21 protein-coding genes are annotated in these 18,983 nt (G+C 49.7%); 12 read left to right on the top strand and 9 right to left on the bottom strand.

Annotation, left to right across the window (positions count from 1 at the left end; genetic code table 11):
* The first annotated feature begins 15 nt into the window (after nt 1-15).
* From AAHB90_RS13645 to AAHB90_RS13630, 4 genes are all read left to right on the top strand, one after another.
* The gene (locus AAHB90_RS13645; RefSeq protein ID WP_342085941.1) at nt 16-714 is read left to right on the top strand and encodes a response regulator transcription factor; all 699 of its coding nucleotides are present in this window, start codon (nt 16-18) and stop codon (nt 712-714) included.
* Nucleotides 698-2,068, top strand: coding sequence for a HAMP domain-containing sensor histidine kinase (locus AAHB90_RS13640; protein ID WP_342085751.1), 1,371 nt, complete (start codon nt 698-700; stop codon nt 2,066-2,068). Before AAHB90_RS13645 ends, AAHB90_RS13640 begins: the two co-directional genes overlap by 17 nt.
* Before the next feature lie 142 nt (nt 2,069-2,210).
* Nucleotides 2,211-2,663 (top strand): hypothetical protein, encoded by a 453-nt coding sequence (locus tag AAHB90_RS13635; RefSeq protein ID WP_342085750.1) that lies wholly within the window; start codon nt 2,211-2,213, stop codon nt 2,661-2,663.
* A 53-nt stretch (nt 2,664-2,716) separates the two neighbouring features.
* Nucleotides 2,717-3,625 carry a bestrophin family protein gene (locus tag AAHB90_RS13630; RefSeq protein WP_342085749.1) on the top strand — a complete coding sequence of 303 codons (909 nt, stop codon included), beginning with the start codon at nt 2,717-2,719 and terminating at the stop codon, nt 3,623-3,625.
* Between the two features lie 48 nt (nt 3,626-3,673).
* Here the strand turns inward: AAHB90_RS13630 and AAHB90_RS13625 are convergent, their stop codons facing one another.
* Nucleotides 3,674-4,561, bottom strand: a complete 888-nt coding sequence (locus AAHB90_RS13625; RefSeq protein ID WP_342085747.1) for a hypothetical protein — start codon at nt 4,559-4,561, stop codon at nt 3,674-3,676.
* A 181-nt stretch (nt 4,562-4,742) separates the two neighbouring features.
* Between AAHB90_RS13625 and AAHB90_RS13620 the strand changes: the two genes are divergently transcribed.
* Nucleotides 4,743-8,588, top strand: coding sequence for a PVC-type heme-binding CxxCH protein (locus tag AAHB90_RS13620; RefSeq protein ID WP_342085746.1), 3,846 nt, complete (start codon nt 4,743-4,745; stop codon nt 8,586-8,588).
* Between the two features lie 39 nt (nt 8,589-8,627).
* Here the strand turns inward: AAHB90_RS13620 and AAHB90_RS13615 are convergent, their stop codons facing one another.
* The 5 genes from AAHB90_RS13615 to AAHB90_RS13595 all read right to left on the bottom strand — a co-directional run bounded on the left by AAHB90_RS13615 (nt 8,628) and on the right by AAHB90_RS13595 (nt 11,150).
* Entirely contained in the window at nt 8,628-9,059 is a 432-nt protein-coding gene (locus tag AAHB90_RS13615; RefSeq protein ID WP_342085745.1) for a hypothetical protein, read from the bottom strand.
* Complete coding sequence (locus AAHB90_RS13610; RefSeq protein ID WP_342085743.1) at nt 9,034-9,585, bottom strand: Panacea domain-containing protein; 552 nt, start codon at nt 9,583-9,585, stop codon at nt 9,034-9,036. Before AAHB90_RS13610 ends, AAHB90_RS13615 begins: the two co-directional genes overlap by 26 nt.
* Nucleotides 9,586-9,696: 111 nt before the next feature.
* Nucleotides 9,697-9,972, bottom strand: a complete 276-nt coding sequence (locus tag AAHB90_RS13605) for a hypothetical protein (protein ID WP_342085742.1) — start codon at nt 9,970-9,972, stop codon at nt 9,697-9,699.
* A 196-nt stretch (nt 9,973-10,168) separates the two neighbouring features.
* On the bottom strand, nt 10,169-10,753 hold the full coding sequence (locus tag AAHB90_RS13600) for a YdeI/OmpD-associated family protein (RefSeq protein ID WP_342085741.1): 585 nt from the start codon (nt 10,751-10,753) through the stop codon (nt 10,169-10,171).
* Entirely contained in the window at nt 10,743-11,150 is a 408-nt protein-coding gene (locus AAHB90_RS13595) for a VOC family protein (protein WP_342085739.1), read from the bottom strand. Before AAHB90_RS13595 ends, AAHB90_RS13600 begins: the two co-directional genes overlap by 11 nt.
* 241 nt (nt 11,151-11,391) lie before the next feature.
* On the opposite strand from AAHB90_RS13595, the gene AAHB90_RS13590 reads away from it, so the two are divergent.
* The gene (locus AAHB90_RS13590) at nt 11,392-12,516 is read left to right on the top strand and encodes a redoxin domain-containing protein (RefSeq protein WP_342085738.1); all 1,125 of its coding nucleotides are present in this window, start codon (nt 11,392-11,394) and stop codon (nt 12,514-12,516) included.
* 28 nt (nt 12,517-12,544) lie between these two features.
* A complete protein-coding gene (locus AAHB90_RS13585) occupies nt 12,545-13,552 on the top strand; it encodes a sugar phosphate isomerase/epimerase family protein (RefSeq protein ID WP_342085737.1) in 1,008 nt (335 codons plus the stop codon).
* Nucleotides 13,553-13,723: 171 nt separating this feature from the next.
* Here AAHB90_RS13585 and AAHB90_RS13580 read toward each other — a convergent pair whose 3' ends face one another.
* Together AAHB90_RS13580 and AAHB90_RS13575 are read right to left on the bottom strand one after the other, a co-directional pair.
* Nucleotides 13,724-14,098 carry a PIN domain-containing protein gene (locus AAHB90_RS13580; protein WP_342085736.1) on the bottom strand — a complete coding sequence of 125 codons (375 nt, stop codon included), beginning with the start codon at nt 14,096-14,098 and terminating at the stop codon, nt 13,724-13,726.
* Entirely contained in the window at nt 14,067-14,297 is a 231-nt protein-coding gene (locus AAHB90_RS13575; protein WP_342085735.1) for a DUF2080 family transposase-associated protein, read from the bottom strand. The genes AAHB90_RS13580 and AAHB90_RS13575 overlap by 32 nt, the downstream gene beginning before the upstream one ends.
* 100 nt (nt 14,298-14,397) lie before the next feature.
* Between AAHB90_RS13575 and AAHB90_RS13570 the strand changes: the two genes are divergently transcribed.
* The 5 genes from AAHB90_RS13570 (at nt 14,398) to AAHB90_RS32795 (ending at nt 18,440) form a co-directional block, all read left to right on the top strand.
* Nucleotides 14,398-14,763: a BlaI/MecI/CopY family transcriptional regulator gene (locus AAHB90_RS13570; protein ID WP_342085734.1), complete on the top strand. Its 366-nt coding sequence runs from the start codon at nt 14,398-14,400 to the stop codon at nt 14,761-14,763.
* A gap of 27 nt (nt 14,764-14,790) precedes the next feature.
* A complete protein-coding gene (locus AAHB90_RS13565) occupies nt 14,791-16,812 on the top strand; it encodes a M56 family metallopeptidase (protein WP_342085733.1) in 2,022 nt (673 codons plus the stop codon).
* 62 nt (nt 16,813-16,874) lie between these two features.
* Nucleotides 16,875-18,011, top strand: coding sequence for a glycoside hydrolase family 5 protein (locus AAHB90_RS13560; protein WP_342085732.1), 1,137 nt, complete (start codon nt 16,875-16,877; stop codon nt 18,009-18,011).
* A gap of 64 nt (nt 18,012-18,075) precedes the next feature.
* Entirely contained in the window at nt 18,076-18,297 is a 222-nt protein-coding gene (locus AAHB90_RS13555; protein ID WP_342085731.1) for a hypothetical protein, read from the top strand.
* On the top strand, nt 18,297-18,440 hold the full coding sequence (locus tag AAHB90_RS32795) for a type II toxin-antitoxin system PemK/MazF family toxin (protein ID WP_446717900.1): 144 nt from the start codon (nt 18,297-18,299) through the stop codon (nt 18,438-18,440). Before AAHB90_RS13555 ends, AAHB90_RS32795 begins: the two co-directional genes overlap by 1 nt.
* Here the strand turns inward: AAHB90_RS32795 and AAHB90_RS13550 are convergent.
* Complete coding sequence (locus AAHB90_RS13550) at nt 18,379-18,876, bottom strand: VOC family protein (RefSeq protein ID WP_342085730.1); 498 nt, start codon at nt 18,874-18,876, stop codon at nt 18,379-18,381. The two genes, AAHB90_RS32795 and AAHB90_RS13550, sit on opposite strands and share 62 nt — an antisense overlap.
* Nucleotides 18,877-18,983: the final 107 nt, after the last annotated feature.

Here is an 18,983-nt window from a genome sequence, read left to right as displayed (position 1 = left end):
TTTTCCAAGCTACCCATGAAGCTTTTGCTCATTGAAGATGAGCCTAACGTGATATCCCTGATCCAGCGTAGCCTGACAGCCAACGGCCACGAAATCACGATTGCCATGGATGGTCAATCGGGCTTGCAAATGGCTTTGCAACATCAGTTTGACGTCATTATCCTTGACCTGATGATCCCGATCATCAACGGCATGGAAGTGTGTCGCCGTGCGCGCCAGGCGCAGGTAACCACACCGATCCTGATGCTGACTGCGCTGGGCACGACCGAAAACATTGTGTCGGGTCTGGATGCCGGTGCAGACGATTATATGACCAAGCCTTTCAAATTGGCTGAGCTGGAAGCACGGCTCCGGACGCTGATCCGCCGCGGCAAAGAGCCGGAAAAGGAGAAAAACGATAAAGTACTGACGCTGGGCGACCTCTTCCTTGACAAGGTAACGAAGACCGTTAAACGCGGTGGCCAGCCGATCGAGCTGACAGCTACCGAATTCCGCCTGTTGGAATATCTTCTTTCAAATACCAACCGTGTCCTGAACAGAATGGAAATTCTTGAAAATGTGTGGGATATCAATTTCAATCTGGGGACGAACGTGGTGGATGTATACATCAATTACCTGCGTAAGAAAATCGATAAAAGCCATGATATCAAGCTGATACACACTGTATTTGGGATGGGATATGTGATCCGTCAGTCGTATGAAGATACAAAATAAGATCGCCCTGATTTTTACGGCATTATCGGCGGGTATTATCCTGGCATTGAGCGTGTTTGTCTATTTTTTTGCCTCTGAGAGCATTGCAACGAGTTTTTTCCACCGACTCGAAGTGCGTTCCGATATTGTAGGGCATGCGGCGTTGCAGGAGAACAAGTCGCTCACTTCCATTTATTACGATATCAAGGAGCGGCATCTGGGAAGTTTGCCGTACGAAAAGCACCGCATTCTGCCGGACCCGCCCGACGAAGCGACCCGAAAAAGGATTGCTTTGCCTTCGTCATTCTATGAAGCAGCACAAATCGACATTCCGGCCCGATTTTTCAATCACGATACTTCCTACGTCGTGCTTCGCATAGCCCGGGGCGACAAGAAAATAATGGTGGTCTCCTCGGCGCTCGATACCTATGGGATGCAGGAAATGAATAACCTGAAAAACCTGCTGACGATCGGTTTTGTCATTGCGATGATATTTGTGTTCACATTCGGGAAGCTTTTTTCGAACGAGATTTTCAAGCCGATCCGCCGCATTATCCGTAATGTAAAAGGTATTAACGCCCATAACCTTCACCAGCGGCTGGTGGTAGACCCTACGGACGACGATGTGGAGGCGCTTTCGAGAACTTTCAACGATATGCTCGACAGGTTGGAGGTTACTTTTGAAATGCAGAATAACTTCGTAAGCAACGCTTCACACGAATTCCGTACGCCGCTGACGGTTGTGAGCGGAGAAGCTGAGCTGGGAATGTCGATGCCCGGTCTGCCGGACAATGCCCGGGAGTCGTTTATGAATATTTATAAGGAAGTCGAAAAGCTCGAACACCTCACCAATAGTATGCTTAGTCTGGCCCAGACCGGGTTCGACGGGAAGAAAGAACAATGGGAGGAAGTCCGGATCGACGAGCTGATCCTGTCCGTGAAGGAGGCTACCGACCGTATCATTCCCAATAATCGGGTGGCCATTGATTTTGATAATCTGCCCGATGATGAATGCAAGCTGACTGTGAATGGAAACCTTGCCTTACTGAAAGCGGCTTTTTCCAATATCGTTCTCAATAGCTGCAAGTATTCAGACAACAAGCCTGTGACTGTCAAGATCAGTGCCGACAGTAAATATGTCATCGTTGAAATTACTGACCAGGGTATTGGCATTCCCGACCGGGAAATAGGGCAGATCTTCGTCCCATTCTTCAGGGCTTCTAATACGGCCCCCTATAAAGGTTATGGCATCGGTTTGCCGCTGACACACAATATCATACGCATGCATCAGGGCAAAGCCGATGTACAAAGCCGTGTTGGCCAGGGAACACGCTTCACCACCTATCTTCCGTTCAAGTATTCTGAGCGCTCTTAACTCATTTTAATATTCTTATTTCATTCTAATAAGTCTCTCACTACATTATAATGCAGCTCTTAAACAGGGCTAATGTCTTGGCTGTAACATTGCATTGTTAATTGATTATCAACGCATTGTTAACTTAAAAGACGGCATTTATATGAGAACAGTGGTGATACCTACGGACTTTACAAATGAGGGCATTCAGATCGCCGAAGCCATTGTGAGGGACATCCGCGATGAGGTGCGCGTGATTTTTACCCACCTTTTCCACGTGGCCGACGATATCCAGGATTTGCTCTTTTCGACTTATCGGGAAAAGGAGTATGAGCTCGTTCCGGAAGAGTTCTGGCAGGAGTGCAAAATGCTGAAAGATACATACCCAGAGCTAATCAGCATTAAGATCGACTTCTTTTATGGCAATAAGCTGGCACTCCTGAAAAATTTTTTGGAATACTACGAAACCGATTTTATCGCTTATTCTGAACAATATGGCATTCCCAAGCTGACAAGAAGCAGCCTGGAAGCTTTGCCGGTGCTGAAAAAGACCGGCTACACGATGATCAACGCCGATATGGTCCGCGTTTCTTCGTTTGCCGACAGTTACCGGTAAGGCATTTGGTTTTGACTATGAGATTTGTGAAAAAGGTAAAACATCAGTGAACTATGCTTCTCAAAAAGAATATCCCTATCCGTTATATTTTCGGCAAAATCAAATATGAAATCCTGTTCGTAACAATCTACGGTATCGCTATCGAGGTGATTTATCAGAATTTCCATATTACCAATATTTCAATTCCGATGACCGTACATAGTGTACTGGGTACGATCATCTCGCTGCTGCTGGCATTCCGTTCCAACCAGGCTTACGACCGCTGGTGGGAGGCCAGGATTGTATGGGGCGCTATCGTAAACGATTCCCGGACATTCGCCCGACAGGTCCTGTCATTAATGGAGGATCCGCTTGACCCAGACCGCATCGACGGCTTTAAAAAGCGGATGATCAAACGCCAGATCGCCTGGTGTTATGCGTTGGGCAAAGGCTTGCGCCGGGATGATCCCATGCCGATGATCAGCAAGTTCGTCTCGGAGGAAGAACTGGAATACCTCAAAGATTTCGATAACAAGCATGTTGGCCTGGTTCAACTTCATGCACGTGACCTGAACAATGCATTAAAACAGGGCTGGGTGAATCCATACCAGCAGGTGGAGCTCGACCAGACGCTCACGCGTCTGTGTGACCATATGGGTAAGTCCGAGCGGATCAAGAATACCGTATTTCCTTCGACTTACAGCCTTTACATTCATCTGGCATTACACTTCTTCATCCTGCTGCTGCCGTTCGGGCTTGTTCAGCTGTTTGGCTTCCTGATGGTGCCAGTACTTGTGGTGATTACCGCATGTTTCTTTCTGATCGAAAAAATGGCGATCCATTTGCAGGACCCGTTCGAAAACAAGCCTACCGATACGCCTGTGCTGTCGATTTCCAGGAATATCGAGCGCGATTTGAAGCAGATGATGAAAGACAAGCACGTGCCGCAGGCATTCCAACCCGAGACGTTTTATATCTTGTAAGATGGTGCGAAGCTCAGGCTTCGCGACAGCGGCGTCTAAGCGCCGCTGTTATTTTCTTTTCATACCGTTGTGAATATCCACCAGAATATGATGGTCGTCGCGTACCCAGTTGCCGCTCTGGTATTTCTTGTGTTTTGCCGTAAACAGGTAATCTTCGAACATATCGTAAGCCTTGTGCGCTTCTTCAATCGAGTAAAAAGAGCTCAGCCAGGTGGCTGGAATTTTATCTTTTTTTACCGCTCCGACCCCCACATTGTAAAGCTTCACAATACCTTGCGAGAATTCCATTGAAATGTAATCCTGTTCCCTGACCTGCGCGCTGCTGAGGATGGATGCGGTATGCGCCAGATAGTTGAGCAGCCTGGCGCGGATTTGCGCTTCATTTTCAGATTTCACGGGTTTGACACGCCACCAGTTGTTTTTTCCAAAGTAAGGATCTTCCTGAAAGCGTAGCAATTTGTGGCCGTACTCGATCAATGAAACGCTTTCATTCGGCGAAAACTCGAAGTTGATCAGCCGCAATCCATTGTCGGCATAAGAAAAGAACACGCCGATCTCTTCGGTGTTGCGGTTTGAGGTGAGGAAAATGGTGTGGGCTGCCGTATCGAAGTCCCATTTCCCGGTCGTGTATTCACCGGCCGTTCCCACTCTTGTGAAGGTACTGTCAGGAAAGAAGGAGATGAGCATATTGTGCTTATCGCCCGGCTCATATTGCCTGACTGGCTGGCCGTCCGGTTGTACGACTCCCTGATTGGTCGTACTGACCCCTGAAATCCGCCAGGTACCGAGCATATTCGCTGGTTTTGGTTTAATGCGCTCTTGCATTACCTCTCGTGGCTGGCGAGAGGCACGCTTGGAGCCAGTGCGGTAAATGATCCCGTGATGCTGCATCATGGTGATCATAATGAAGAGGAAAAAGAGTTTCAGGGATGTCATGGCGCGGCTGTTGATGGGAGTTGTCGTACCCTAAAGTTAGGAATTTTCTTTTATTCAAAATGAAGTAAACAGGGAGGAACATGAAATTTTGAGTAATTCCAGGCCACTTTTTGCTTATCACTGCATATCGGGATGGTCATAATACATCCGTGTTTAATCCTAAAACCCAGGACTTCTGCCCATGAACTTGCTCAGGTTGCTACCGCTGCTGTTTGTTTTTGTATTGTTTGGATTTGAACATGATTTTAAACGGCCTGAGTCCAAATATCCGGCACCTAATGTTGCTGACACGCCCTTGCGGGCCGTCCAGGATGCAAACGGCGAAACCATCAGCATTTTCAGGGGTAGCGAAAGCAAACCGATATTGACGCAAAATGCAAAGCCGGATTTTCGACCATACTTGCACCCGATTGTCGCGCCCGACGGAAAGGGTATCCTCACCGAATACAGTCCCGGACATCATAAACACCAAACGGGCATTTACTGGGGCTACACTCGGGTGAATGGCCGCGATTATTTTCACCATCCGGGTGACGGCTATTGGAAAAAAAAATCTGCCACGGTGCTCGAAGCGAAGGGGGCCGAGGTAAAATGGCAGACCGTCTATGACCTGCTTGACTCCACCGGCGCCGCAGTATTGACCGAAACCCAAAATTGGTCGATGCGGGTGAAGGATGGCAAATATCTGCTCGACCTGGAATGGAACGGCGAAGCCCAGACCGAGGTAACCATCGGCAAATACGACTACGGTGGGCTGTTTGTGCGTATGCCATGGAAGCAAGGCATTAAAGGGGAGGTCGTAAATGCGGCGCGGCAGAAGAATGAAAAAGCCGAAGGGCAGGCTGCTATGTGGGTGGACATTGGTATGCAGGTCGAAGGGCGCAACGATCTGGCGCATATTGCTATTCTTGATCACCCGTCCAATAAAGGCTATCCGCAGATCTGGCGAGTAGACGGGCAGTTGGGCGCAGGTCCGGCGCGTGCGCGAAAGGGCGATTGGCATATTAAGAAAGGCGAAACAGACATCATCAGACATGAACTGGTGGTTTATACTGGTGATTTTAAGGATGTGGAACTGAATAAAACATTCGGTGAATTCATTGGCAACACTGGCCAGTACAATACCACGGCGCTTTGGGCATTAGCCCAAAAAGAGGGAAGGGAAGCCAAGTTTCTGAATGCGCAGGAAGCGGTAGCCGCAATGACCATTAAGGATGGTTACCAGGTCAATGCGTTCGCTTCCGAACCGATGATGACCCAGCCGATGGCATTCTGCTGGGACGACCGCGGCCGGATGTGGATTGCCGAGAACAAAGACTACGAATCGCGTGGTAAGGGTTTTTCCAACAACGGCGCAAGCCGTATTCTCATCCTGGAAGACACCAATCACGACGGGGTCGCCGATAGTAAGAAGGTGTTTATGGAAGGTATCGCATTCCCTGCCGCGTTGGCCGTGGGGTTCGGTGGAGTATATGTGGGTGCGCCACCAAATCTCCTTTTTGTACCTGATAAAGACGGCGATGACAAAGCCGACATGGACGATATTGAAGTACGGCTCACCGGCTGGGGCATCCGTGACCGTCACGAAACGCTCAACAGCTTCCATTGGGGCCCCGACGGCTGGTTATATGGCTTGCAGGGTTTTGCAACGCCCTCCAAAGTGGGTAAACCGGTTGGAAAGGGCAAAATATACGGGCATCATGACGCATTTCCCGAAAATATAGCGGTGGAAGACGGCGTCGAGATCAATGGCGGGGTGTGGCGCTATCATCCTACGAAGCGGAAGTTCGAGGTCGTCGCGCACGGGTTCAGCAACCCCTGGGGCATTGATTATGATGCCAAAGGCCAGCTTTTTATCACGGCCTGTGTGATCCCGCATTTGTGGCACGTCGTACCGGGGGGGATTTACCATCGGCAGGGCGGGCAACACTTCAATCCATATGTCTATAACGATATCAAAACCATCGCTGACCACAGTCACCGCTCGGCGCATGGCGGCGCGCGTATCTACCTCTCTGACGCGTTTCCTGCCTCTGAGCGTGGGAAAATTTTCATGGCCAACATCCACGAACACGGCATTCTCTCCGACCAATTGATCCCCAAAGGCTCTGGCTTCTCCGGTACGCATAGCGACGATTTTCTGATGGCCAACAATGCCCAATGGGTCGGTTTCAGCATGGAAATAGGGCCCGAGGGAGGAATGTACATCCTTGACTGGCACGACGCAGACATTTGCGGCTCCGACGTGCTTAACTCGGAAACCGGCCGGATTTTCAGGGTAATGCCTAAAAAATCTCTCGCTGAAAACTGGAATGGACGTTACGATGATTTGAACAAACTCTCCGACACTGACCTCGCCGCATTGCAGACCAGCAAAAGCGAATGGCACGCCCGCCGCGCGCGGGTAATCCTGCAAGGCAGGGCTGCCAACGATAAAATTTCCGCCGAAGCGGTTGGGAAATTGAACGCATTGTACCAATCCAAAGACAATGCCGATAATCGCCTCCGCGCGATGTGGGCATTAAAAGTGACTGATAATCTGAACGTTGTTGCGTTGAAGCAGGCGCTGTCTGACGCCGACGCCCATGTGCGTGCCTGGGCGATCCAGTTTCTTTGTGAGGATGCGAAGCCTGCGCAGGACGTGGTCATCCAGTTTGCAAAAATGGCTGTCAGCGATCCATCGCCTGTTGTGCGGTTGTACCTGGCTTCGGCCTTGCAACGAGTGGATGCAACTGCGAAATGGAAAATCGCCGAAGGTCTGCTCACGCATGCAGGGGACGCTCAGGATCATAATCTTCCCAAAGTGATCTGGTTTGGATTGGAGCCGTTGGTAAAAGATAATGCTCCCAAAGCACAGGAACTGGCCGCAGAAAGTAAAATCCCGATGGTAACACAATTCATTGCAAGACGCCTGGTAGACGCGGATCAAATCCATTCATTGCTTGCGACAGTTAGCAAATCCAATGCGAACCGCACCGACCTTCTCACCGGCATGCGCGACGGCCTGGAAGGACGGACCGACATCAAAACGCCCGAAAACTGGAATGCCGTTTACGCCAAACTCAAACAAGCAGACAAATCGACCGCCCAGCTTGCCGCCGACCTGGGCAGGCATTTCGGCGATACCGAATCTGCGAGAACGGCTTTGATGACATTGAAAAACAGATCGGCATCATTGGCCGAACGTAAAAATGCATTACAATCTCTCGCTGCACGCCAGCGCCCCGAGCTCGCCGCCGAGCTCCCCGCGTTGCTAAACGACAATGCATTACGCCTGGACGCGATTCGCGCCGTGGCTGGCTATGACAGCGAGCCGTTGGCGAAGCAGCTCATCGACGCGTATCCGAAATTCAGTGCACAGGAAAAATCCGAGGCCGTGCAAACCCTTGCCTCCCGCCCGAAATCTGGCTGGCTCCTTACCCAGGCCATTTCCAGGAATGTGATACCCAAAAAGGAGGTTCCCACTTATGTCGCCCGCCAGCTCAGGCGCGTGGTCGGCAGTGGTTTTGTCGAGGTATGGGGCCCGATAGATCACGTGGCATTTGATGAAAAGGCCTATAAAAAATATCGCAACCTGCTCAGCGACAAAGCCGTAGCTGACGCCAGCAAAACGCAGGGGCGTCTCGTATTTCAGCGCACCTGTGCGCCCTGCCACAAACTCTACGGTGAAGGCGGCATCATCGGCCCTGAGCTCACCGGCTCGAATCGTGCTAACCTCGATTACCTGCTTGGCAACATCCTAGATCCCAGCGGCGAAATCCAGGATGACTACAAAATGGTCGTCATCACCACCCGCGACGGGCGGACGTACGTAGGCAATGTCGCCAAAGAAACCGACCGCCAACTTACATTACGCATTGTAGGGCAGGATGCTGTGAACCTCAACAAATCGGACATTCAGACCCGGGAAGTAACGCCGTCATCGATGATGCCGACGGGTTTGCTGGATAATCTTTCGGAAAAAGAGGTTGCGGAGCTGATTGCGTATTTGCGGACGACGGCGCAGGTGCCGTTGGGGAAGAAATGATGAGGTCGAGTCTGAATCAGCTTGATTCGGACATGCAGTTTAGGCGTAAGTTCGATGCTCGACATCCAACCAAACCACATACAACGTAACACCAATAAAAAAACCAATTACCCGTCCATGCGCATTTGCCGAGATACTAAATTGAAATGGTTGTTCCACTAATTGCTCTTCATCAGGTAAGCCAAAGCACTTTTGTGAAGTGTCTTCCCACCGAATGAAATGATTTCGTAATGCTTTTACGGTCGGGTATTTCAATTCACTGCATTTCAGACAACAAAGGTGTTTTAGCCGATGAATGAAGCTAATAAAGTAGGCGCTCTCTTTGTTTTGAAAGTTGAAGACCTTGTGCTCGATAGCCAGGTATTTGAATGAAAATTTAACAAGGTCGTTGTGAATGCTTTCTCGTTTCGAAGGCGCGTTGATATGCTTGGTATATTTATTAGTCTTAGGAGGATTGAAATTCTTGGCCATCCGATTTCACAAATTGGGAGTAATAGTTGTGTATAGTTTTCTTGTCAATAACATTTGTGCAAGGTTCGTCTAATGGTAGCTGGCGGCGAGCGATCAGCCATGGTGCCTCCTGCTGCGTACTCATTTCAAGCGTGTATGCATCTTTATGAAAGTACTCTTCAATCACATCAGCCAAAATCTCTCTGACACTCGGAGATAACTGACTCTCTAACAGCCGTAAGGAAACTTCTTCAAGATCATCTCTCAATATCGGATGCCATTGAAATGACTTGTACCGTTCATATAGCGATGGCAGAACAGGCCCGTGAATCCAAGCCTGAAAGTCCTCTTCAAAAATGGACTCGTTAAAAACTGCGATATGCCAGGCTTGCGTGTAGAAAACAAGCTTTTGCAGCTTCATGTTGGTGAGCAAACTTCCTGTTGCATTCGCGAATGCGAGGAAATAATCTGCAATCTGGTCAGCGGTAGCTGCCGGAACCTGTGCTGGCGAGGATGCAATAACGGGCATAGCGAGTGCGGTTTGCATGATTGAGATTGGAAAAGTTGGGTCTTGTTACCGCAATGTATGGAAGTAAAATGACGTTCACCAAGCCCGATTTTCAAGCGGTAGGGAAATTCGCAATTCGCAATTCGCAAATCACGAATCCATTTCATCCTCTTCAACCCCCTCAAAATAATTTAAAACCGTCATCAAAGGCAGCGTAGCCTTATCTGCTGCATTTGACATCTGAATCACAGCGCGGTCAATGGAGTTGGGGTCAAACCCTGAAAAATACCCTTCAATAACCTCGCCAGGCCGTAACTGATAAGAAATAGCTTTGTTGATATATTTCGAAGCGCGTTTTTGCAGGCCGGTGAGTTCTGGGGCTGACATGGTCGGTAATGGGTTGTTTGGTCGGAAGAATGCAGGCATTCTGTTTGCAAAGGTATTAGCCGCTGGAAAAGTTTCCGCAAATGGCCTAAGTTTTAAAGCTTCGAGACCATCACATACCGGCGTGAACCCGCCTTGTGACGGTAATCGAAGCCCATTTTTTCAAACAGCGGCTTAAAACCCATGAAACGGTAGCTCGGCGAATCGGGCTCGACGGGGTAAGCTTCGATGTTTTTGGTCAGCGCGGGTGATTGGCGCGTTCATTACGTGCGGCCATTTCCACCGACTGAGTGATGCGTTTTTCACGCGTTTCCAGCCTTTTAGCATTCAAAATCCATTCCAGGATCAGCCGTTTGGACGAAGGGGCGAACTTGTCAAAGTTTTCAAGTGCGGCCGGATTTTCGTCGAAGGCTTTCTGCAAATCGTTGGGGATAACGGCGTTTCCGGCAGCTTCGAGCGCGTCCCAGGCGCCGGTTTCCTTCGCAAGGTCAATCATCGCCTGACCTTCGGGTCGCATAAGGCCGGCCGCGGTCATGCGTGTGGCGCGTTCCTTGTTTACGGTGCTCCATTTACTTTTTGGATTCCGTTTGGTGAATGTGAGGTAAAAACTCTCCTCGTCGCGCTTGATCGCCTTGCTGTCGATCCATCCATAACATAGAGCATGCTCGATCGATTCTTTGTATCCAATGCTGGGCGTGGAGCTGTCTTTGTGGTAGATGATCAGGAAAACGAAGTCTTTTTTTGCGCCGTTTTTCGCCAGCCAGGCGCGCCATTCCTTATTGGTGGGTGCGGCAATGGCTTCGATGCCATTTTTAGTTTCCATGGATGATCGACAGATAATGTTTGTTGTACATCACGCCCAGAATATTTCCGAAAGGATCCACCACCGAAGCGGTCACAAACCCTTCTCCCCGGGTAATGACCGGCTGATAACTTCTAGCACCCAGATCCAGTAATCTTTTGTAAGCTCCTTCCACGTCATCAACATGCCAGTAAATGATCGCTCCAGCAGGTGCTCCCGCAGCTCCGGGAGGCGCCCATTTGGCGTCGATAATACCCATTTCGTGCTCATAGTCGCCTACACGGAACTCGATGTAGCCTGGCTTTTCAAAATAAGGTGGTATTTCAAATACGTCGGTGTACCATTTCTTAGCTGCATCCAGGTCGGCTGCATAAAAATTAACGGTAGCGAATCCTCTGAGTGATGTTGGTGTTGCCATGTGTTACTGGATCTCGGTGTAAACTGAAACAAAACTAAGCGGTTATGATGACAGCCCTATGTCAGGAGGTTTTTGCAGGGCGGAAAAAAGCTTGCCACTGGATTGAACACCTGGTAAGTATCAGTTATTTAGAGGGTTGCTTCCTTTTTAGTGAGCCTGATTTCAGTAGTACAAAACCAGTATTTTATTGCAATGCACCCGCTTTTGGTTTAAATTCATGACTCAACCAAAAACCATAACTATGCGCGCGTTTAATAAAATGATGTTTGTTATTGCGTTGTGTGTCAATGCATTCGTGTCGCATGCGGCCGAGCAGCCTGAAACGCTGAAAATCGGGGCGCAGGCGCCTGATTTTAATTTGCCAGGCGTCGATGGTAAACGGTATTCGTTGAAGAGTTTCGCTAATGCAGATATTCTTGCCATCGTTTTTACCTGTAACCATTGTCCCACGGCGCAGGCCTATGAAGATCGTATAAAAAAACTGACCTCAGATTACAAAGCCCAAAAGGTAGCTGTCGTAGCTATTTCTTCCAATGATCCCAAAGCAATCCTGCTGGATGAATTAGGGTACACTGACATGAGCGATACTTATGATGAGATGAAGAGCAGGGCCAGGGATATGGCCTACAATTTCCCATATCTTTACGATGGTGACGATCAGAAGGTCGCACTAGCTTACGGACCGGTGGCGACTCCCCATATTTTTATATTTGATAAAGCTAGAAAATTGCAATACAATGGCCGGATCGATGATGTGGAAAAGCCGACCGGCACTCCGAAGAACCTGGATGCGAAAAATGCCATTGAAGCGCTGCTGGCTGGAAAGCCAGTGCCGGTTGCAACAACTAAGACATTCGGTTGTTCGATGAAATGGGCCGCGAAAGAGGATAATGTCAAAAAAGAACAAGCTGCCTGGGCCAAAGAGCCGGTGACGCTGGAAACGATTGATGAGGCCGGGTTAAAAGAGCTGATCCAGAACAAATCCGACAAGCTGCGGCTCATTAATGTGTGGGCGACCTGGTGCGGGCCGTGCGTGACCGAATTCCCGGATTTCATGGTGATGCACCACATGTACCGCCGCCGGGACTTTGAATTCATCTCGATCAGTGCAGACAATCCCGATAAGAAGGACAAGGCGTTGAAATTCCTGCAAGGCAAATTTGCTTCCAATAAAAACTATATTTTCAGTATTGAGGATAAATACAAGCTCATTGAAGCGGTAGATCCGAAGTGGCAGGGCGCTTTACCATATACCATACTTGTGGAACCGGGCGGCAAGATCGTCTATTCGCAGCAAGGGCCGATCGACCCTGCGAAAATGAAGAGGCTGATCGTCGAGAATAAGTATGTCGGACGGTACTACTAACCCAAATTCAAATAACCAACCTGACTTTATGGAAGACCTGGACACTTCAAGACGCCGTTTTCTGGGCACGTCGGCCCTTGCGGCGGCGGGTTTCGTGATGGCGCGTACCCCTATTTTCGGCGCGCCGGCTTACATTAAAAAGCTGGGCAAACCCAATTCGCTTTTCAACGGCGTGCAGGTAGGAGCTATCACCTATTCGTGGCGAAGCCTGCCTGGCGGTGCGGAGGATATTTTGAAATACTGTATTGAAACCAATATCAGCGCAATCGAGCTGATGGGACCTACCGGAGAGTCTTTCGCTGGAGCGCCGGAAGCGCCGCCGCGCCCTAACCTGGCTCCCGGTCCGGATGGAAAACGCCCTGAAATGACCGATGAGCAAAAGGCGATTCAGAAAGAATATGCAACCAAAATGGCCGAATGGCGCGCGAAGGTTTCGATGGACAAGTTTGTGCAGCTTCGCAAAATGTATAATGATGCCGGCGTGAGCATTTACGGTTTCAAACCGAACGCGTTAGGCGAAAAAAATACGGACGCCGAGGTTGACTACGCATTTCGTGCTGCCAAGGCGCTGGGTGCCAATCAAGCCAACGTGGAGCTGCCTAACGACCCGGCACAAACAAAGCGCCTGGGCGACATTGCGGCTAAAAACAAAGTGTATTGCGGCTACCATGGCCACACGCAGCAAACGCCAACCTGGTGGGACACTGCATTGAGCCAGTCAAAATATAATGCGATGAATTTCGATATGGGGCACTATGTGGCGGCCGGATTCGATCCTTTCCCATTGATCGAAGCGAAGCATGATCACATTGTGAGTATGCACGTGAAGGATCGTAAAAACAAGGAGCATGGCGGCGCCAACGTAGTATGGGGCCAGGGCGATACGCCGATTGTTGCCGTGCTGGAAATGATGCGCGCGAAAAAATACAAGTTCCCGGCCACGATCGAGTTGGAATACGAGATCCCGGCTGGTTCGGACGCTTTGAAGGAAACGGCGAAGTGCGTCGAATTCGCGCGGAAGGCGTTGGGGGCGTAATCGGATTACATTATACCAAACCGGGTCGTGGAGCTTCGCTTCGCGACCCGGTTTGGTTTCCAACTGGTTGGGTATTTCACCGGGCTGTCTGATATACCAATATCCCGACCGTTTACAGGGTATATCCGCAGCTCAAAAATGGATTGATGATCGTGAGGCGGCCTTCTGCAATCATTTGATGCTGCATATCTTCCGAGTATAGAACACCGCATCCAGCGCGCCGGAGACGACGATCGCATCAAAGAGCTGGAAATCATATTTTTCGCTCAGATAGATGGCATCGGCAATGGTGGTTTCCGTTATTTCAGCAACCTTACAGTGTGTCATCAAGGGATACCATAGTTCACTTACTTCGTGCTTGGTGTAGCTCAATTTCCTTTTACAGACGTTTCCGACTTCCACCAATACTTGCGCATTGACACACGGAATTTCCGCCAATAGCTCTTCTGCGGCGCGGCGTTTTTCCAGGTGGTCGTCCATCAGATAAATAAGAATATTTGAATCTAAAAAAGTATTACTCAAAATCATTTGCTTCGTCTCGATCAAATTTAAGCTTAGACAGATCTTTACGAGGAAATTTTGAGTAGGTGTTTTTGATGTGCTCCAACCGCTCGGCAAGCGTCAACTTTTCATAATTCTTTGGCACTTCAACTGACGCGGTAACCTTTACATTTTTTCCAATATATTCGTCAGGAAGCTCAATCGTGACCGAAGTGGTCTTTGGAGTGATCGTTTTCGTGAACATGGTAGTGTGGTTTTGTTTAAATAAATCTAGAAATTTTTCGATAAAAATTTTTTCGTACGAAATTTTTCCTACCTTTGAACGGTTGATTAAAAACTTGCCAATGGAACCTACAAAATCAGAATTAGAGATACTGCAAGTGCTATGGGAACATGGCCCGTCGACGGTGCGGTTTGTGAACGACAAGCTCAACGAGGAGAAACGCGCGGTGCAGTATTCATCTACCTTGAAGCTCATGCAGATCATGGCCGAGAAAGGTATCGTGATCCGCGACGAGAGTAGTATGAAGCACATTTACAGCCCGGCCGAGCCGGAAGATAAAACGAAGTCGGCTCTGCTGGAACGGTTTGTCGATTCGATGTATAAAGGCTCTGCATCCAGCCTGGTTATGCAGCTTTTCGGCAACAAAAACACTTCCGACGAAGAGCTTAACGAGATCAGGGATTTTCTCAAAACACTCGAACAGTAATTATCCAACTGCTTAAATCAGTTAGCCATGAATTGGAATATCATCGATCAGCCCGCCGCCCGCCAATGGATCGAAGCATTGTGCCTCACGCTTATGCACTCGCTCTGGCAGGGGCTCGTTGCCGCTATCCTGGCCGGGATCATTTTGCTGTCAACCCGTAAAAGTAAGCCTGCATTTCGCTACAATTTGCTCGCTTTGGTGATGGTAGTGTTTGTCGCCGGAGCTATTGGAACATTCGTTTTCGTTTTAAGGGATGCAAGTGCAGCGATGGCTTCCATGCTAACCCAGCCAATGCCTTGGGCACAGCAAAAGGTCTTTTTCGGAGAAGCGGGTATTCTGACCATCGCAACTGCCGGAGCGACGGCAAACAACGGCTGGCAGGAACAGATTGTGGCCTTTTTTGCAGCTAACGCTCAGCAGATCGTTACGGTTTGGTTCCTGGTTTTTGTACTGAAATCCTTACAGGCAGTGAGTGGGCTGGCTTACCTGACCAGGGTTACCAGAACGGTTTCGACGCCGGGAATGCAATGGATCGTCCGGTTTTACGAGCTGGCGGAAAGAATGCGGGTAACGCAGGAAACCGAGCTTCGCGAATCGGCGCAGGTGGCTGTACCGATGGTGGTAGGGTTTGTCAAACCGATGGTACTCGTGCCGCTGGGCATGCTTGCGAACCTTCCCGCAGCCCAGGTCGAGGCGATCTTGTTGCATGAACTGGCCCATATCCGCCGCCGCGATTACCTGATCAATCTCGTGCAGGTCTTTTGTGAAAACGTGTTCTTCTTCAATCCGGCTGTCTGGTGGGTGTCCAAACTGATCCGTGAGGAACGGGAACATTGCTGCGACGATCTGGCGATCAGCGTCATGCAGAATAAGACTTCTTTCATTCATGCGCTGATCTCGTTCCAGGAGTACAACCAGTCACGTCCCGCCTTTGAAATGGCCTTTTCCAGAAAGCGTAATCATTTGCTGGAGAGGATCAAACGCATTATCAATAACAATAATAAACCACTTGATGCCATGGAAAAACTATTTGTAACATTCAGTCTGGCAGCGGCGATTGCGCTCTCAGCGGCGACCGCGCCGGAAAAGCAGCCGGTATCCACCAAAATCCCCGCGTTAACGGCAAAGCAGCCCGCCGTAGCTGCTCCCATGCCGAAGACCCGCGAAGCGGTGCAGATGCGCGAACATGAAATTTTAGCCGAACAGCCCGACACGCTTCCGAAAAAGAAGCAGCGGTCATCCGAAATGGAGATCCACTCCGCGAGCGTACATTCTGCGCGGGAGGGTATCAGTACGTATAATATTACACGTAACAACAAGCAGTATGAGATCGTACAGCGGAATGGCAAGATGATATCGCTCTGGGTAGACGACCGGGAGATACCCGAAAGTGATTATGCGAAGTATCAGCCGGAGATCGACAAGATCATGGCAGAAATAAAGGTACAGCATGAACTGGCGGAGAAACAACGTGAAGAGGCGCAGGAAATGCGCAAAATCGCGGAAGGTCAGCGCCGCGAAGCTGAAAAACAGCGTGAGCACGCCGGTCAAATGCGGTTGGACGCCGAAAAACAACGGGAGTACGCCAGTCAAATGCGGCTGAATGCCAATACCAACCGCGAGGAGGCTGACAAAATAAGGGCGGAAGCGGCTAAGCAACGTGAAGCTGCGGACGATATGCGGAAACAGGCAGATCAAATGCGGCAAATGGCTGAAAAACAGCGCGAGGCCGCAGAAGATATGCGGGAAAAGGCAGAAGAACAGCGTAAAGTAGCCGAAAAGGAGAGAGAAGCTTATATCAAGATCCAGGATGGTATTATCGATGAGCTTACACAGGCGGGCCTGGTGAAGGACAAGGAAAGTTTGTCGTACAGATTATCGAACGACGAACTGATAGTGAATGGCGCAAAACAACCTGCTGCCCTTCAACAGAAATTGAAAGCCAAGTATCTTAAAGATCTAGGTGACAGGAAGTTCGAACTGATGTATAATTACAGCAACCAGGACGGGCATACCAAAACGGGTATCATCCGTTCGGGCAACGAATAGCAGTAAAACAGGTGTCTGCCTGTGTTTAGTAGGAAGTTACCACAAATAACTTCCGAACCGACATGCATCGCAGGACATTCATTAAAAATACATCCATCGCAACAGCCGGGGCCACATTGGCTTCCGGTTTTGCGTTTTCCAGTCAGGCAGCGCAAAACAAACTTCCCAAATGGAAAGGCTTTAATCTGCTGGACTTTTTTTCGCCCGATCCCGCCAAAGGCAGAAAAGCTACCACCGAGGAACAGTTCAAATGGATGGCCGACTGGGGTTTCGACTTTGTGCGTATCCCGATGGCTTATCCGGCCTATCTCAAATTCGACCGCAACCGCAACATCACTCCGGAACAGGTTTACCATATCGACGAGCAGGCCGTGGACCGTATCGATAGGCTCGTTTCCGCCGCGCACAAGCACAACATCCACGTAAGCCTTAACCTGCACCGGGCGCCTGGATATTGCGTCAATGCAGGTTTTAATGAGCCTTACAATCTATGGACGGATCAGAAAGCCCTCGACGCATTTTGTTTTCACTGGAATATGTGGGCCAAAAGATACAAGAGTACTTCATCGAAGCGCATCAGCTTCGATTTGCTTAATGAGCCGAGCATGCGCGCCGATATGAACGACCAGCATTCGAAGCGATCGTCGGTCCCCGGCGATGTTTACCGAAAGGTTGCTATTGCCGCGTCGGAAGCGATCAGAAAGGAAAATCCGGGGCATTTGATCATTGCGGACGGCAATGATGTAGGCACCTCGGTAATTCCGGAGCTGGCTGATCTCGACATTGCGCAAAGCTGCCGTGGCTACCACCCGGGCATTATTTCGCATTACAAAGCGCCCTGGGCGATGAAGGACCCGGACAATGCGCCCGAACCGAAATGGCCGGGGCAGGTGGGCGACCAATACCTCAGCCGGGCCATGCTCGAAAAGTTTTATAAACCCTGGATAGAGCTTGTCAGTAAGGGTGTGGGCGTGCACTGCGGCGAATGCGGCTGCTGGAACAAAACGCCACATGATGTTTTCCTGGCCTGGTTCAACGACGTGCTCGACATTCTTTCTTCGAATGGAATCGGTTTTTCGCTCTGGGAATTCGCGGGAGATTTCGGCGTACTGGATTCGCGTCGCGAGGATGTCGCCTATGAAGACTGGCACGGGCATAAGCTGGATCGGAAGTTGTTGACCTTGTTGATGAAGTACTAGGCTGTGCGTTAACGGATTGTTGGACTGGGTAGTTTTAAATGTTATATTTGAAAAAACAACACACATGAAAACGATAAAAATAGCACTTTCCGACACCGACATTAATTTCATCCGTTCACGTCGAAAAGACGAGGAAGGGTTCACCAAAGAGGCAATCGAAGAGAAGATCGCGCGCGAACGCCGCGATTCACTTCAAGATTTGCTGAAAGAGGGGTATCAGGCTACCCGTGAGGAAGATCTTTCCATTACAAACGATTTTCAGCACGCTGATTTCGAGAATTTGTAATGCAGCGAGGCGAGATCTTCTGGGCTAAACTCGATCCAGTAGTTGGAAGCGAGATAGCGAAAACGCGGCCGGTACTATGCATTATTTATCCAACTCCCCCAGCAACCCCGGTATATTCAAACTCCGGGTATACATTTCGATAGATCCGTCGGGAAGGTATTCCCATTGGTCCTGCGGGCGGTCCCAGTACAATTCTACGCCGTTGCCGTCGGGGTCGTTCAGATACAATGCTTCTGAAACACCATGGTCACTGGCGCCGGTGAGGGGATAGTTGGCCTTCAAAAGACGGTTCAATGCAACGGCCAGGTCCTTGCGGGTCGGGTAGAGAATGGCTGTATGAAACAGGCCGACGCCGTGGGCCGACGCAGGGGGCGCGCCTTTGCTGTACCAGGTATTCAATCCGATGTGGTGGTGGTAGCCGCCGGCGGAAATGAACACGGCCTGAGTGCCGTAGCGGGTAGTAATTTCAAAGCCGAGCAGGCCGCAGTAGAAATCGATGGCGCGGTCGAGGTCCGCTACTTTGAGGTGGACGTGGCCGATACGGGTTTGCGCTGGTATGATATAGTTATCCGGTTCCATGGGAGGTGTAATCGATTTGGTATAACAACCAATTTACATGGATTTGCGGTAAATAATTCCTGAAAGCGGCTTTACAGTTAAATCAGTTAACCATTCATAACACGTTA

It is taken from the genome of Dyadobacter sp. OTU695 (genome assembly GCF_038440355.1).
Lineage (GTDB): Bacteria > Bacteroidota > Bacteroidia > Cytophagales > Spirosomataceae > Dyadobacter.
The sequence above is the reverse complement of the archived record's forward strand: the minus strand, read 5'-3'. Positions and strand labels throughout refer to the sequence as shown.